The organism is Bacillus sp. CGMCC 1.16541 (assembly GCF_003184905.1).
Classification (GTDB): Bacteria; Bacillota; Bacilli; order Bacillales; family Bacillaceae_H; genus Priestia.
The window spans coordinates 18,344-35,345 of sequence record NZ_QFRU01000014.1; the positions used below are offsets into that span (position 1 = coordinate 18,344).

The 17,002-nt window shown below is 36.8% G+C and carries 15 protein-coding genes; 6 read left to right on the top strand and 9 right to left on the bottom strand.

Annotated features, from left to right (window positions below):
• The first annotated feature begins 13 nt into the window (after positions 1–13).
• The 3 genes from DIS06_RS13785 (at position 14) to DIS06_RS13795 (ending at position 2,419) form a co-directional block, all read left to right on the top strand.
• Positions 14–226, top strand: a complete 213-nt coding sequence (locus DIS06_RS13785; RefSeq protein WP_110113832.1) for a YheE family protein — start codon at positions 14–16, stop codon at positions 224–226.
• 20 nt (positions 227–246) lie between these two features.
• Positions 247–1,155: a PucR family transcriptional regulator gene (locus tag DIS06_RS13790; RefSeq protein WP_110113833.1), complete on the top strand. Its 909-nt coding sequence runs from the start codon at positions 247–249 to the stop codon at positions 1,153–1,155.
• 154 nt (positions 1,156–1,309) lie between these two features.
• The gene (locus DIS06_RS13795; protein WP_110113834.1) at positions 1,310–2,419 is read left to right on the top strand and encodes an ABC transporter ATP-binding protein; all 1,110 of its coding nucleotides are present in this window, start codon (positions 1,310–1,312) and stop codon (positions 2,417–2,419) included.
• Positions 2,420–2,489: 70 nt separating this feature from the next.
• Here the strand turns inward: DIS06_RS13795 and DIS06_RS13800 are convergent, their stop codons facing one another.
• Positions 2,490–2,732, bottom strand: a complete 243-nt coding sequence (locus DIS06_RS13800; protein WP_110113835.1) for a hypothetical protein — start codon at positions 2,730–2,732, stop codon at positions 2,490–2,492.
• 285 nt (positions 2,733–3,017) lie between these two features.
• Here DIS06_RS13800 and DIS06_RS13805 point away from each other — a divergent pair, with 285 nt between their 5' ends.
• Positions 3,018–3,236: an alpha/beta-type small acid-soluble spore protein gene (locus tag DIS06_RS13805; protein ID WP_110113836.1), complete on the top strand. Its 219-nt coding sequence runs from the start codon at positions 3,018–3,020 to the stop codon at positions 3,234–3,236.
• 71 nt (positions 3,237–3,307) lie between these two features.
• On the opposite strand, the gene DIS06_RS13810 is transcribed toward DIS06_RS13805, so the two are convergent.
• Positions 3,308–4,576: a hemolysin family protein gene (locus DIS06_RS13810; protein ID WP_110113837.1), complete on the bottom strand. Its 1,269-nt coding sequence runs from the start codon at positions 4,574–4,576 to the stop codon at positions 3,308–3,310.
• A 300-nt stretch (positions 4,577–4,876) separates the two neighbouring features.
• Between DIS06_RS13810 and DIS06_RS13815 the strand changes: the two genes are divergently transcribed.
• On the top strand, positions 4,877–5,497 hold the full coding sequence (locus DIS06_RS13815; RefSeq protein ID WP_110113838.1) for an NAD(P)-dependent oxidoreductase: 621 nt from the start codon (positions 4,877–4,879) through the stop codon (positions 5,495–5,497).
• A gap of 55 nt (positions 5,498–5,552) precedes the next feature.
• Here the strand turns inward: DIS06_RS13815 and DIS06_RS13820 are convergent, their stop codons facing one another.
• From DIS06_RS13820 to DIS06_RS13845, 6 genes are all read right to left on the bottom strand, one after another.
• Positions 5,553–7,568, bottom strand: coding sequence for an ABC transporter ATP-binding protein (locus DIS06_RS13820; protein ID WP_110113839.1), 2,016 nt, complete (start codon positions 7,566–7,568; stop codon positions 5,553–5,555).
• Positions 7,565–9,322 (bottom strand): ABC transporter ATP-binding protein, encoded by a 1,758-nt coding sequence (locus tag DIS06_RS13825; RefSeq protein WP_110113840.1) that lies wholly within the window; start codon positions 9,320–9,322, stop codon positions 7,565–7,567. The genes DIS06_RS13820 and DIS06_RS13825 overlap by 4 nt, the downstream gene beginning before the upstream one ends.
• Positions 9,323–9,767: 445 nt before the next feature.
• On the bottom strand, positions 9,768–12,803 hold the full coding sequence (locus DIS06_RS13830; protein ID WP_110113841.1) for an efflux RND transporter permease subunit: 3,036 nt from the start codon (positions 12,801–12,803) through the stop codon (positions 9,768–9,770).
• Positions 12,804–12,954: 151 nt separating this feature from the next.
• Positions 12,955–13,269: a YbjQ family protein gene (locus DIS06_RS13835; RefSeq protein ID WP_110113842.1), complete on the bottom strand. Its 315-nt coding sequence runs from the start codon at positions 13,267–13,269 to the stop codon at positions 12,955–12,957.
• The gene (locus tag DIS06_RS13840; RefSeq protein ID WP_110113843.1) at positions 13,250–13,462 is read right to left on the bottom strand and encodes a hypothetical protein; all 213 of its coding nucleotides are present in this window, start codon (positions 13,460–13,462) and stop codon (positions 13,250–13,252) included. Before DIS06_RS13840 ends, DIS06_RS13835 begins: the two co-directional genes overlap by 20 nt.
• 280 nt (positions 13,463–13,742) lie before the next feature.
• Complete coding sequence (locus DIS06_RS13845; protein ID WP_110113844.1) at positions 13,743–14,303, bottom strand: YqaA family protein; 561 nt, start codon at positions 14,301–14,303, stop codon at positions 13,743–13,745.
• A gap of 302 nt (positions 14,304–14,605) precedes the next feature.
• Here DIS06_RS13845 and DIS06_RS13850 point away from each other — a divergent pair, with 302 nt between their 5' ends.
• Positions 14,606–16,201: a Na/Pi cotransporter family protein gene (locus DIS06_RS13850; protein WP_481746867.1), complete on the top strand. Its 1,596-nt coding sequence runs from the start codon at positions 14,606–14,608 to the stop codon at positions 16,199–16,201.
• Positions 16,202–16,258: 57 nt separating this feature from the next.
• Here the strand turns inward: DIS06_RS13850 and DIS06_RS13855 are convergent, their stop codons facing one another.
• Positions 16,259–16,993 (bottom strand): amino acid ABC transporter ATP-binding protein, encoded by a 735-nt coding sequence (locus tag DIS06_RS13855; RefSeq protein WP_110113846.1) that lies wholly within the window; start codon positions 16,991–16,993, stop codon positions 16,259–16,261.
• Positions 16,994–17,002 lie beyond the last annotated feature (9 nt).

Below are 17,002 nucleotides of genomic sequence, written 5' to 3' on the forward strand. Positions count from 1 at the left end.
GGGGGATACATATATGATTTCACATTTTCAAGTTAAGCCACTTTATGAGCATACACAACTTCCTGGGTGGACGATTTCCTTTTACTTCAATGGTCATTACTATCAAGGAGAATATAAAAAAGATGGAGCCATTTCATGGGATTCAAATCAACCATCAGATCAATACTTATCTTCTATCACTTCACAAATTCACGAATTAATGTTGTTTCATGTTTATGAGAAATAGCGAAAAGAAAGGACCTTGCAATGATTGATAAGCTAAAACGTCACTTTGGCACTGCCATTGTGTTTGATAAAACGCCGTACAACTTCAATGAATATAAGTGGTTTTCGACAAACAATGATGAGTGTATTGGCATTAAATATCATGCCCTTTCTGAACAAGATCTCGAGCTATTATCGATTTTTCTTACTCCTTATCAAGACACACAGCAAACACTGTCTATTGAACAAGCCTATTGGTATGATTTGCTGTTTAAAAGTGAAAAAGAAGTCGTGGAATCTTTAGAGGACTATGCGCTTATTCGTTTTATTCAATTTCATTTACAGCGCCCTCTTCAAGAAAAAATCGAATTTGAAGACGCATTAAAAAGCCTTTATTCTACGGATGTCGTAATCGTGTGGGAACATGAAACAAGTGGTGTCATTATTGAACGACTATCTACGGTGAATGAAAAAGATACAAACCTACAAGATACAGTAGATGTACTAACAAGTGACTTTGGTTCTACTATGCAGTTTTTTGAAGGACAACTCTATGATTTCCCACTGTCTCTTACCACCTCTTTTCAATTAGAGCGAGTGTGGTTCAAGCAACTAAAAGAGATTGTGACTCACCAAAAAATCATTAAAATAACGGATTTTTTACCTTATTTAGTGATGAAAGATGTGCCTTTGTCATTACAAAATCAATTGCAACATACATTAAAATTTGTCGAACAAGACGAAGAACTCATTCAAACCATTAAAGTATATCTTGAGTGTAACTTAAACGTTTCACTTGCAGCAAAAAAGCTATATATGCACCGCAATAGCTTGCAATATCGTATCGATAAATTTATGGATCGAACAAATTTAGATATAAAAGACTTTCAAGGGGCGGTGTCTGCTTATTTAGCGATCTTAGCGATGGAATTTAACGAGAATAAAGCTTAATATACCAATAATGAAAAGGTTTTCGTTCATCATGCACGAAAACCTTTTCATTTTTTTGTGCACTTCGTCCATTTACGATTTTTCTGAAAAAACGTAAACTTGTAACTAATAGAGAAAACGTTTTCACATTCTCATAAATGAGGGGGATTTAATCATGGCAGAATTACGCTTAGAAAATATTTATAAAATTTATGATAATAAAGTTACAGCAGTAGAAGATTTTAATCTTCACATCCAAGACAAAGAGTTTATCGTATTCGTAGGTCCATCTGGTTGTGGTAAATCAACAACTCTTCGCATGGTTGCAGGTTTAGAAGAAATTTCAAAAGGCGATTTCTACATTGATGAAAAGCGCGTGAATGATGTAGCACCAAAGGATCGCGACATTGCAATGGTATTCCAAAACTATGCTCTATATCCTCACATGAGTGTGTATGATAACATGGCGTTTGGTTTAAAACTTCGTAAATTACCGAAAGACGAAATTGATCGTCGTGTAAAAGATGCTGCCCGTATCCTTGGATTAGAGCAGTACTTAGATCGTAAACCAAAAGCTCTTTCAGGTGGTCAACGTCAACGTGTTGCACTAGGTCGTGCAATCGTACGTGATGCAAAAGTATTCTTAATGGACGAGCCTTTATCAAACTTAGACGCAAAATTACGTGTACAAATGCGTGCTGAAATTGCAAAACTTCACCAACGTTTAGGTACAACAACTATTTACGTAACGCATGACCAAACAGAAGCGATGACAATGGCAACTCGCCTTGTTGTCATGAAAGATGGAATTATTCAGCAAGTTGGAACACCAAAAGAAGTATATGAAAAGCCTGAAAATGTATTCGTTGGTGGATTCATTGGATCTCCTGCAATGAACTTCTTAACAGGTACATTAAAAGAAGGTACCATTCAAATTGGCGATACAACTATTGCTGTTCCAGAAGGAAAAATGAAAGTATTACGTGAGCAAGGTTACGTAAACAAAGAAGTGATTCTTGGTATTCGTCCAGAAGACTTCCACGATGAGCCAGTATTCATTGAATCTTCTCCTGGCACAAAAGTAACAGTCAAAGTAGATGTAGCTGAGTTAATGGGTGCTGAAACCATGGTTTATTCACAAATCGCAGGTCAAGACTTCGTTGCACGTGTTGATGCACGTACTGAAGTGGTACCACAACAAAACTTAGTATTAGCATTAGACATGAACAAAGCTCACTTCTTTAACGCGGAAACAGAAAGCCGCATTCGTCCAGAACAAGACTAATCTTATTTTAACCATAAAAAAACCCCTGCCCTCTTATCCAGCGACATGGACGAGTGGGCAGGGGTTCTTTTTATTCTTTTATAGCCATTACTTCTTCGTGATGACAAAGGGTACAGTAGAAGAGATGTGCACACTCATGTTGAGAAGCTGTTGTCGTAACACCATCAATTAATTTCAGCTGTTCGATTTCCATATAAGCGCTGTAATCATCAAAATAATCCATCACTCTTCCCATATCTTCAATCTCGTTTCCACATTTAGCGCACGTATACACTACTTGATTAAATCCGTTACATAAAGGACACATATTCATGAGCTCACCCCGTTTAGGACTTGGGTTTTACACCCATAATATATGTTGAACTCACTTTCTTTAATCACGTAATTTACGAACAACTAAATAACCTAAAATTACCAATTGTGGTTGTGCATACGTTTTGTACAACGTTGTCATAATACTAGTAACAACCAAGCAACAATCACTTTTATCACTGGATTACGCCAAGGTTGGCAACAGATAAATCGCATCTGTCCCGCTGGTTCGACTCCAGCTAATCCAACCACTATACTATTATATCTAACGAGGAGATGAATCATTATGGCATTTCAAAAATCATCTAACAGCAATTCATCAAACAAGTTAGTAGCACCTGGCGCTCAAGCTGCTATCGATCAAATGAAGTATGAAATCGCTAGTGAGTTCGGTGTACAATTAGGACCAGACGCAACAGCTCGCTCTAACGGATCTGTTGGTGGAGAAATCACAAAACGCCTAGTACAAATGGCTGAACAACAATTAGGTGGCGGAAGCTACTAATTCGTAAAAACTTCATAACATGGCTTAAAAGCACCTCAAGATATCCTTGAGGTGCTTTCATTTGTTAGAATCTATCTATTTTCTGACACAGTTTCTTCGTTAATCCTGACGAGTACTTTGCGAATTCGGCGATTTTCGACTTCTCTTACGATGAACGTTAAGTGTGCATATTCGAATGTATCTCCCTCTGAAGGGATACGTTCAAACTGCTCGAAAATCCAACCTCCCAATGTATGATACGTACTTTCTGGTTCTGCGATATTCACAAACTTTACAAACTCATCAAGTGGCAATTCAGCATTAAATTCAAAGTTACGTTCATCGATTTGATGAACAATCTTTACTTTTTCATCATGCTCATCCCAAATTTCACCAACAATTTCTTCTAATATATCTTCTAAAGTCACAATTCCTGATGTTCCACCGAATTCATCCACAACGATGGCCATGTGAACTTTGTTTTTTTGTAGTTCAGGCAACAATGTGGAGATTTTCATTGATTCGACAACAAACAATGGATCTCGGACTAGTTCACGAATGTTCACTTCTTTTCCTTGAACTAAATGACTTAAAAATTCACGCTCAGATAAAATTCCAATGATGTTATCAATATTATCTTCATACACTGGAACACGAGAATAACGTTCTTCTAGGAACATATCTCTTACTTCTTCAATTGATTGATTGACTTCAACCGCAATCACATCGATACGAGGTTTTAAAATTTCACCAACTAAAATGTCATTGAAATCTAGTGATCGATGAACCAATTCTTTCTCTTTGTTATCGATTACTCCTTCTTCTTCACTTAAATCAACCATTACCTTAATTTCTTCTTCTGTTACAGATGGAACTGGCTCCTTACTCGTAAACAATCTAGATACAAAGGTTTTTAATAATACGAGCAAATACGTAATAGGTGTAAGGATTCGAATTAAGAAGAATAACACACTTGAAATAGTCAAAGTGAACGATTCTGCATGTTCTTTTGCAAAAGATTTTGGCAGTACCTCTCCAAAAATCAAAATGATAATGGTCATTAGTACGGTACTAATAACGAGCGCCGTATTTCCGCCAAATAAATCAATTGCAACTTTTGCAGAAATAGATGAAGCAGCAATGTTCACAACGTTATTTCCTATTAAAATGGTTGACAAAGCTCTATCAAAGTTTTCTGCGATGTATAAAGCTTTTTTACTTCCTCGGCGTTTTTCGTCTACATAGTTTTTTAAACGAATTTTATTTACACTTGAAAAAGCCGTCTCAGCTGAAGAAAAGAATGCTGATAAAAAGATAAGAATTGTTAATAAGCCAATCTGACTCAGAGGCAAGTCTCCCAAAGAATGTTCACTCTCCTAAAATAAATAGTGGTAAAATAAACCATTTAAAACATAAATGTTTAAGACTATCATAGCAAAAGTTTGCTTAATTGAAAATGACAAGCACTTATTTTCGACAAAATGTTTCGTACCCTTACTGAATTAATGGTTCAAACCTAACCTATCGCATCTTTCCTCTCTACTGTCCAACTTATTTTTCATTATATTCACTTCTTCTCAATTCATGAGCCCGTTTGTTTGCTTCCTCATCTAGTATCAAGTTATGATACGTTTAAATGACTATAAAAATGAGGTGAAAAGATGAATATTGCTCTTTTCGGTGCCACTGGAAGAGTTGGAGGCTACTTTTTACAATTAGCTCTAGCTGACGGGCATCATATAAAAGCATTGGTGCGAAATCCTAACTTATTTAAAACGAAACATGAGAATGTAACCCTCATTAAAGGTAATGCTTTAAACAGAGAAGACGTGCAAAAAACGGTTTCAGGAACAGATGTGGTCATAAGTGCCTTAAATACAGATCAATCGACTGTTCTTTCAGATAGTACACCACATCTCATAACGAGCATGATTGATGCAAATGTTACACGCATTGTCACGATTGGGACAGCTGGTATTCTTCAAGCTCGTACCGCCCCTCACTTATACCGCTTTCAATCATCAGAATCAAAGCGCAAAACAACACGAGCAGCTGAAGAACACTTAAAAGCATATGAGCTACTTGAACAATCGTCATTAAACTGGACTGTTGTTTGTCCCACCTATTTACCTGATGGTGACATCACCAAAAAATATCGTGTAGAGAAAAACATACTTCCTAAAGACGGAGTAAAAATCTCAACAGGTGACACGGCACATTTTGCTTATCAACAATTGTTTTCATCAGATTTCTTACAATGTCGTGTTGGCATCTCTTATTAAAAAAAGCTTTGTAAGAAGTGGCTTATGTGCTCCTTCTTACAAAGCTCTCGCTTACTTACACTGCATACGAATCAGATTGCCCTTTTTGTAGTTGATACATTTGATAATATTTCCCTTGTTGCTTCATCAACTCTTCGTGAGTACCTCGTTCGGCAATATATCCTTTGTCTAATACCAGGATTTGATCCGCATTCTGAATGGTAGACAATCGATGCGCAATAATAAATGTTGTTCTTCCTTTTTTTAATACTTCTAATGCTTTTTGAATGACTGCCTCTGTTTCTGTATCAATGTTCGCCGTTGCTTCATCTAAAACAAGGATAGACGGATTGAACGCAAGAGCTCTTGCAAATGAAATGAGCTGTCGCTGTCCAGAGGATAGCGTGCTTCCTTTCTCAATAACAGGCTCATCGAATCCTTTTGGTAAGTGCTTCAATAAGTCTTTTGCTCCGACATCTATTAATGCTTGCTCGAGCTGCTCACGTGTAATGCGTTCATCTTGTAAGCTTACGTTACTCGCTACTGTACCTGTAAATAAGAATGGGTCTTGCAAAACAATGGCCATATGCTTCCTCAACTGTTGCTTTGACATTGTCATGACGTCCACACCATCGATTAAAATACGTCCTTTATTTACGTCATAAAAACGAAACAGTAAGTTAATAATCGAGCTTTTACCAGACCCTGTATGACCAACAAGAGCGACTGTTTCTCCTTGTTTCGCTTGAAAATGAATGTCTTTTAATACATATTCATTTTCTTTATAACCGAAAGATACGTGTTCAAACGTCACATTTCCTTTATAACAAGCAAGCGCATCGTCCTTCACGTCTTCACCTTGCTCATCGAGTAATTCAAATACACGCTCTGCTGCAACTCTTGCTTGTTCAAGCTGAGCGAGTTGGTTAACCATACCGGTAATCGGTTGGAAAAGACGATTTAAGTAGTCGACAAACGCATATAACACACCTAAAGAAATAACTGTATCTGCTCGTAATGACGCTCCACCAAAGTACCACACTAACATGACAAATGATAAGTTGCGCAATACGTTTACAAGATTGTGTGATGTTAAGGAGTTTAAATTCAGCAATTTATTTTGATACGTAAAATGTTCGTTATTTAACGTTTTAAATTCATTCATTGTTTCTTTTTGGCGACGAAATGCTTGAATGATTGTCATTCCTTGAATTGACTCATTAATCATTCCGTTAATATCACTCACTCTTGTGCGAATAACTTGATTGTACGTCGATGCATATTTTCGATAGATCATCATCCACACAATTAACAGAGGTACAATGACAAGGGTTACCATCGCCAATTTAACATCTAAAATAAACAGTGCAATGAAAATACCCGTCATATAAATGATACTAGAAAAGAACGTCGCTAATACAGTGACATAAAGTTCTCTAATGGCTTCTGTATCATTTGTTACTCGTGCAACCACTTTCCCTGCTGGTAGATGATCAAAGTATGAGATGGGCAGACGTTGAATTTGACCAAACACATCTTCTCTCATTCGCTGTATAATTCGATTTGATGCCACTTGTAAATAAAATCGCTGACCGTATTGAAAGATGGTTGCAATCATTAAAAAGATAAAATAGATTCCCATTAATTTAACAATTGGTTTTACTTCTGGCTGATAAAACGAATATAACTCAGCTGTTGACAACCGCTCTCCACGATAACGCGCGCTTTCTTCCCCACGTGTAATCGTTACTTCACCATTTTGAATGGTGCGTTCTCCATCAAACGTTACTTTGTCATCAATGAAATAATAACGTCTACCAATCAATAAAATATGTGCTTCGTCTATCTTCTCTTCTTCTGTTAAGCGGTCTGCACGCTCATACCAACGTCCATTGTACAAAACTGAGCCACTTTCCTCATTCGTTTCATACCAAGGTTGTTCGATTCCTAAAATATGTTCATCAATGAGTTTTTTTGCAATAAACGGACCCGCTAAATCAGCAACAACAGATATCGTTAACATACATAATGCAAAGATAATGACCTTTTTGTAATAAAGGGCATACTGAAAAAGGCGTTTTCCTACGTTCATATCGTCACCTCACGTTCTGCATGACTTTTTAATTGCTGACGATAATATTGCTCTTTGTACCAGCCATCCCTCTTTATAAGACTATCGTGCGTTCCTTCTTCAATTACAACACCATTATCCAATACGAGAATATGATCGGCGTGTTCTACTGCTGATAATCGATGCGTTGTAATGAAAGTGGTTTTCCCTTGACGTTCACGTCGAACATTTCCAATAATTTTTGCTTCTGTTTTTGCATCAACGGCTGATAGCGCATCATCTAAAATAAGGATTTCTGGATTTTTTAACAATGCACGGGCAATTGAGATACGTTGCTTTTGCCCACCTGACAGCGCCACTCCTTTTTCTCCTACCAACGTTTCTAACCCATTCGGTAAAAGCGGAATATCATGACGAAACGCTGCTAAATCAATTGCTTTTTGTACGTCCTCTTCCGTCGCGTCCTTTTTACCAAATAAAATGTTTTCACGCGCTGTTTTTGAGAATAATACGTGATCTTGAGGAACGTACCCAATCCAATCTTGTACTTGTTCCATCTCTAGTTGTTCAATTGGAACATCTGCTATAGACAATTCACCTGTCCCTTTTGGATATTGACGAAGTAGTTGTCGAATAAGCGTTGTTTTACCACTTCCTGTTTTCCCCACAATTCCGATTGTCTGTCCGGCAGTTACTTGTAAATCAACATTTTGTAGGCTTTGAACTTGAGAAGATGGATACTGAAACGTCACTTTTCCAAATGAAATACTATCAGGAGAAGAGACATTTTTTGGCTGAGATGCATTCGCAACGTCAGGTTTGTACGCTAACGTTTCATTCACACGATCAAGCGAAGCATTCCCTCGTTGCATGACGTTGATAAGCTCTCCAATCGCAAACATCGGCCAAATCATCATTCCTAAATAAACGTTAAACGATACAAGTTCACCGAGTGTAATGGTTTGATGAAAAACAAGGTATGCCCCGTATCCTAATCCAATTAAATAACTTAAACCAACTAAAATTTTGATGGTTGGTTCGAACAAAGCATCGATTTTAGCAACAGATATATTCTTCTTATACACATCCTTGACTAATTGATGAAATCGCTGCTGATCTGCTCGTTCTTGTACGTAAGCTCGAATCACTCGAACACCTGCGACTGACTCTAACACTTGATCATTCATCTGCCCAAATGAATCTTGAGCAATTGTAAAGCGCTCATGAATTTTTTTACCAAAGATGTTCATAAGCACTGCCATAATCGGCAGCGGAAGTAGCGCGGCAATTGTTAACTTCCAACTAATCATAAAGCCCATTGTAAATAAAATAATGAGCATAAAAATACTTGAATCAATTAACGTTAAAATACCAAACCCTGCCGTTAATGAGATGGCTTTTAGATCATTCGTTGCTCGTGCCATCAAATCACCAGTACGATTTTTCTCGTAAAAGGTAGGTGTCATTTTTAATAAGTGCTTCATAAAACTTGAACGTAATGACCTCTCTACTAAAAACGACCCACCAAACAGTTGATACATCCATACATATGTCACCACGTAACTTACTACAGTAATAACAGACAACCACATAATTTGGTTGCGAAATAACTCAGTGGTCAGTGATCCCGCCTGAATATAATCAATGGTTAACCCAATAATTCTTGGTGGCATCACATCAATAAAACTAACAACAATCAATAGAAATACAGCCGTACTATATCTCTTCCAATGCTTTTTAAAAAACCAACTTAACTTCCATAGTACTGAAAACATTATTTTTTCCCCCTTCACTGTTCTCGTTTACTAACCGCCTTCTAGCTCCACTGCACTTACAATTAGACGTGATACTGACATCATCATGACCCATTCCTCCTAAATTTTTTATATCAAATAACCATTTTATGGTTATTTAACAACATAAAAAAGGCACATCGAGATGAACGATATGCCTTGAAATACAAAAAGCACACGCCACAGCTATACGTGACATGTGCTTAGCTTTTATAAATAAATGGATTAGTTAGCTAGACAGGTAGTTTCAGTCACGTCATTATTTAATTGGTCTTGTTTTTTTGTATCAATCATTACCTTTTTCATGACGTAACCTCCTATCTAATTAGTTATTTTTTCCACTTTATCATCTTACATGTTACTCATTTTTTTGTCAATTACAATTTTTAGAAAAGTTTAAATTTTAGGTTAAGTTAACTGAAGTCAATTACAATTCTGGTGTTACTGATTGTGTCTTGTTCTTATTTCGTTTTCGACCGATACGATCTAACAATTCATACATAACAGGTACGACAACGAGTGTTAGTAATGTTGAAACTGCTAACCCTCCAATTACAACAACTGCTAAACTTTTTGATACCATACTTCCTGCTTCAGCTGTCCCAAACACTAACGGCATCATTGCAACAATTGTTGTAGCAGCTGTCATAATAATTGGTCGTAAGCGTACAGCCCCTGCATCTAACAGCGCTTCACGTGTAGAAAGCCCTCGCTCCTTGTTTTGTTGAACTCGTTCAATTAATACAATGGCATTGGTGACAACAATCCCAATTAACATGAGTGCACCAATCAATGCGTTCATGTCTACTGGTGTACGTGTAACCATAAGGCCTAGTATTCCTCCTACAACAGCAAGAGGTAACGAAAATAAAATGGCAAATGGCGCTCTAGCTTGACCGAATGTGATGACCATAATTAAATATACAATACCGATTGCTAGACCCATAATCTTAAACAAGTCCATAAACATCTCTTGCATTGATTCTGTTGACCCTGCTACTTCAACGTTTGCTCCATCTGGAAGTTCTAACTCTTTCACCATAGTGTTTACTTCGATTCCTACTTTTTGAAGGTCTTCTTCGTTAATTTGAGCAGTGACTTGAATCGTTTCTTTTCCATCTTGATGATACACTTGCGTTTTAATTTCTTCTAGGTCAATCGTCGCTACATCCCGAAGTTTCATCGAACCAGCTATAGGAGACATAATAGTCGTATCTAGTAATGCTTCTTTAGTCGTTAAGCCCTCTTTATTCATTCGAAGAACGACGTTCATTTGCTCTTCATCAATGGTCATTTGTCCAAGTACTGCTTTACTAATACGCATACGCATTTGCTCGCCAATTTGTTGAGGAGTTAAACCGGCCTCTTCAGCTCTCTTTTGATTGACGTCAATAATCCATTCATTTTTTAAGTCTTCATAATTACTTTTAATTTTCTCAAGCCCTTTAACGGATTCAAGTTCTTTCATCACCATGTTTGATACATCAATCATTTCTTCTTGTTGATCTGCTGTGACGTTTAATACGACCCCACTTCCGCCACCAAAACTTGAATAACTTAATTTCATGACAGATAAGTCCGCTGGTTTATATTCCTTTTCAGCTTTCTTTAGCTCTTCAATAAAAGCATCTGTGTCTTTCCCTTTTTCAAACATAACGAAAATACTTGCTTCGTTGCTTTTTGATACATCTCCCCACGCCGCATCTTCAGAAGCAGAACCCATGCGAACGAGTAGTTCTTTTAATTTATCTTCTTCTAACAGTTTCTTTTCAAGTTGAATTGCTGTTTCTTCTGCTTTTTCCGAATCATAGTCAGCTGGGAAAGACATTGTAATTTCAACCATCGATTCTTCTTCCGATGAAATATTGGCTTTTGGTAACACCACGTATGCAGCAATCGAACCGACGAATAGCAAAAATGAAACTCCTAATACAATCAATTTATGTGACAATGACCATTGCAACAATGCAACATATCGCTTTGAAGGGGCCGGTTCTTTATGAGTAACATTTTTTAATAAAAGGTAACTCATTAGTGGAACAACCGTTAATGCTACAAGTAACGACGCTAAAATGCTATAAACAACCGCTAATACCATTGGTAACGTGAATTCTCCAATTGCCCCTGATACTAACCCGACAGGTAAGAATACCGCAATGGTTGTTAAAGTGGACGCCGTAATAGCAACTGCTACTTCCTTTGTTCCTTCAATGATGAGGTTCATGGAGAAAGGCTCTGTTTGTAAACGTCTAAAAATGTTTTCAATAACAACGATACTATCGTCGACTAAACGTCCTACCGCTACGGCTAATCCTCCTAGGGTTAAAATATTGAGCGTGACATTTGATTGATCAAGTAAAAATAGCGTAATGAGTACCGAAAGCGGAATACTAACAACTGCAATGATTGTCGTGCGAATGTTTCGCAAAAAGAATAAAATGATAATTGTCGCAGCAACTGCACCAATTCCTACTTCTTTTGCCATTCCTAATACTGCATTTTCAACTTGTTCTGCTGTTGACATGATCATACGAACTTCAAATTTCTCTCCATATTTATCGTTAAGTTCATTAATTTTTTCATCAATTGCCTTTCCTGTTGAAACCGCATTTTTACTCGCTTCTTTAATCACAACGAGAGCTAAACCTTCTTCGCCACCAATGCGAGAAATTGCTTCATAATCTTGTTTCACTTCTACTTTTGCGACATCTGACAATTTTACGTTCGGTGCGATTAAGATGTTTTTGACTTCGTTCACACTTTTTATTTGACCAATCACGCGAACCGCATTGGTCTCATTATCTACCTTTATTTGACCAGCTGGAATCGATGCTTCTTTTCCTTGTAATGCACCCATCACTTGCATTGGAGATAGTTGCTTTTCATTTAATTTTTCTGGGTCCACAGTAATTGCAAGCTCTGTATTCGAACGTCCATAAAAAACGATCGATGCTACTCCGTCAATGTCTTCTAGCTGAGGAACCACGTTCTCTTCGATAAATTGTTCATCTTGCTTCGAAAATCCACCTTCTTTTTGAAGGGCAATTTGTGCAATAGGAATCATTGATGTATTAAGTTGAGATACAACTGGTTTCATCGTTCCATCTTCTACTGGTAGTTGATTTGTCATTTTTTCAACTTGAGCTGCAGCTTCTTTCATGTCTGCTTTTGATGTGTAAAAAATGTCTATTCTGGATATACCTTCACTTGTAGAAGAAATCATGGAATCAATATGTTCTAAGTTTTTGAATTGTTTTTCTAACGGTTCAGTGATGTGTTCGGTTAACGTTTCTGCATCTGTTCCAGGAGATAACGTCGTCACTGTTACCATAGGATTATCAACACTTGGTAAAAATTCCATCGGTAATTTCGAGCCTGAATACATACCTAAAATAGAAATAAGAAAGATCATAATAATAACAGCGGCTCGATTCTTTAATGAAAAACGAGTCAAAATAGACATAAAATCTCCAACCTTTTCCTATAATTTTCCACACCACCTAACTATATATCAAAAGTCCTGTTTTATGTATGGAAAAACCTAATTTTAACTATAAAAAAATCGACAAAGAGATGAGTTCTCTTTGTCGATTTTGGTTCCTCTATTGTATAAATTAATCAACGTACACCGCTGTTCCATATGCGATAATTTCAGAAGCATTTTGCATGACAGCTGATGTTTCAAGACGCATCGCAATAATGGCATTTGCTCCTTTTTGCTGTGCGTCTTCGACCATTCTACCGATTGCTTGTTTTCGAGCTTGTTCCATCATATCTGTGTATTCTTTAATTTCGCCACCCACAATGGTTTTCAAACCAGCCATAATGTCTCGACCAATGTTTTTTGATTGAACCGTACTCCCTCTTACAAATCCTTTTAACTCTTTTACCTCTTTACCTGGTACAAAATCAGTAGTCACGATAATCACGATTATCTTCCTCCTCTTTCTCTTTTTTACGTTCCCAAATAAATAGAACCACTAATCCTATCAAAGCAATCACATAGGTAACATAAAAAACGATGGCTGCTGTGATATTAATAAATAAAAAGGCAACGCCTACTAACTGACCTACAATTGCTACAATAAGTAGTATGTATTTCCACTTGTCTAACTTCTTCATACTTTATCACCATTTTCAACATATCATGTATTTTTTACCATGTATATACATTCCATGAATTCTTATGCTTGATAATGCTTACAACAATAAATGAGCTTGAAACATAAGTAAGGCAAACATAGTAAAGTAAATCCACATAACAAATCCCTTGCCAACTTATTATAGAACGAACTTCTAAAAGTCAGGTTAGGTATCTAAATACCTAACTCTTATTGGCAAGGGATGCTGCGACCTGATTTTAATAGGCTTTTTCTTTATCTCTTCGGCTCAATTCTTCTTTTTATTTCACTTTTCTCTTCCGATAAATAAAGAACGCAAAGATAAAAATAACACCTACTATTAAAGTAGTAACCGCTCCGTACTTTGTAATGAGTGACATTGCTTGATCTCCGAAGTACATGACAACAAGTGCCACAAGGAAAAAACGCGCACCACGGCCAATTAATGATCCAATAATAAACACAGGCAAGTTCATTTTTACCGCTCCGCTTAATACCGTAAACACTTTATACGGAATGGGTGTAAATCCTGCAAAAATAATGGCTCCAGCTCCATATTTCTCGTACATCATCTCGGCTTTATTAATGATATGAGGCGATGCAAACTTTTGTAAAAGTGGACGTCCTATTATTTGACCTAAGAAATAACCAAAAATCCCTCCAAGTACCGATGCCACTGTTGTATACAATGCGTACAGTAACGCATTAGAAGGGTTGACGATACTCATCGGAATTAGTAATGCATCAGGTGGGACGATAAAAAATGAGGATTCTGTAAACGAAACAACAACTAGCCCCCACACACCCCAATCTCTAAAAAACTCTATTAGCTGATCAATCATTGTTAACCTCCATATGTAAAGTAAAAACACTATTTATTATAAAAGACGATTTTTCATTTGTAAAAAGATTGTCCCATTTACCTTATGATTTATTTTCGTATTGATGAATCACTTTCCAAAAAACAATCAGAAAATTTTTATTTTTAGTTCAAACTACGTGTTTCTTCCTATATATGTGACAAGTTTCGACAATAGATTTTCTCTTTTATTCACTTTTCATTCTTGTTACCATGATACACGTAACGATGAACGGACTACTTAAAGGAGAGTGAACAGCTTTGAGCTTACAGGAAATACTGTTTATGTTCTTTGGAGGACTCGGTATTTTTCTATTTAGTATTAAATTTTTAGGTGACGGGCTTCAAAAAGCCGCAGGAGATCGACTTCGTGAAATTTTAGATCGTTTTACAACAAATCCTATTATGGGTGTATTAGCAGGTATCTTCGTGACCATTTTACTTCAAAGTAGTAGTGGAACAACTGTTTTAACTGTTGGACTAGTTAGTGCAGGTTTTATGACTCTTCGCCAAGCCATTGGTGTCATTATGGGAGCGAATATTGGGACCACGGTTACCGCATTTATTATTGGGATTAAGATTTCTGACTATGCGTTGTTAATTGTCGGAATTGGTGCCTTTTTACTCTTCTTTTTAAAAGACAAACGCATCAATAATATTGGACAAATTGTCTTTGGATTTGGTGGATTATTTTTAGGGTTAAACTTAATGGGAGATGGCCTTAAGCCTTTACGTGAAGTACAAGCATTTGCTGATTTAACTGTCAGCATGAGTGATAATCCGTTACTTGGTGTGTTAATTGGAACTATTTTCACTGTAAGTGTTCAAAGCTCATCTGCATCAATTGCCTTACTTCAACAATTGTACTCTCAAGGAGCAATGGACCTTCAAGCTGCTTTACCGGTTTTATTTGGAGATAACATTGGAACAACGATTACAGCATTGATTGCTGCAATTGGTGCAACGATTACAGCAAAGCGTGCTGCTTTAACACATGTTATTTTCAACCTAATTGGAACAATTTTAGTACTAGTATTTTTAATTCCATACACAGCACTTATTGCTCAACTTCAAAATACACTGAACTTAAATCCTGAAATGACGATTGCGTTTGCACATGGTATTTTCAATGTGTTAAATACTCTTATTCAACTTCCATTCATCGCTTTCTTAGCGTGGATCGTCACAAAAGCGATACCGGGTAACGATCGTGTTGTTGAATATAAAGTGAAACATTTAGATGAATTATTATTGGATCAAGCACCATCAATCGCATTAGGGCAAGCTCATAAAGAAGTGTTACGCATGGGTGACATGGCCATTCAAGGTGTAAAAGAAGCAAAATTATTCGTACAAACAAATGATAAACGTAGCAGTGACTTAATCGTTCAATTTGAAGAAGCCATTAATAATTTAGATGAAAAGATTACGAACTATTTAGTGAGAATTTCACCCAACAACTTGTCAGAACAAGAATCCCAAAAGCATCATCGACTTATTAATATCGTCCGCGACTTAGAGCGTGTAGGTGATCATATGGAAAATGTGATGGAGTTGATTGAATATAAAAAAGTTCAAAAAACCCACTTATCTGAAGATGCCATTTCTGATCTTGAAGAAATGTTTAATGTCACAATTTCAACTTTAGAAACAGCTATTCACTCTTTAGAATCGGAGGATACAGAACAGGCAAAAGCTGTTCTTCATAAAGAAGGAGTCATTGATTCAATGGAACGACAACTTCGAAAGAAACATTTAATTCGCCTTAATAATCGGCAATGTACAGGTGCTGCTGGTATTGTATTTGTGGATATTATCAGTAATTTAGAACGAATTGGCGATCACTCTGTTAATATTGCAGAAGCTGTTTTAGATAAATAAAAAGAAGACTCGTTACGAACATTCCAGATATAAATGAATGTTGTAACGAGTCTTTTTTCACTGAATTTTATTTAAGAAACGACGTGTGCGTTCTTCTTTTGGAGCATCGAAAATTTGTTGAGGTGTTCCTCGTTCAACAATAACGCCGTCGTCCATAAAGATGACTTCATCAGCCACTTCTTTGGCAAAACGCATTTCATGCGTCACAACGACCATCGTCATTCCTTCTTGTGCTAAATCCTTCATTGTCTTTAATACTTCGCCTACTAACTCAGGATCTAGCGCTGATGTTGGTTCATCGAACAACATTACCTTAGGCTCCATCGCCATTGCACGAGCAATTCCCACACGCTGTTGTTGACCACCTGATAGCTGAAATGGATAATAATCTAACTTATCTCCTAAACCTACTTTATTCAATAAGCTCTCGGCTTTTTTACGAGCTTCTGCCTTACTCGTTCCCTTCACCATGACTGGCCCTTCCATGACATTTTCAATCGCTGTCATATGAGGGAATAAATTATAGCTTTGAAACACCATTCCTGTTAAGCGGCGGAAAGAGATGACTTGTTTTTTTGTGACACGTTCGTCGAATTTTAATACTTGTTTATCAATCTCTACACTTCCACTAGTCGGCATTTCTAATACATTCAAGCATCGTAAAAAAGTCGTTTTCCCTGATCCAGACGGCCCAATAACAACAACCACTTTTCCTTTTTCGATTTCTATATCTATACCTTTTAACACTTGAAGTTGATCGAATGACTTATGCAAGTTTGTAATCTTAATCATTTTCTCTCA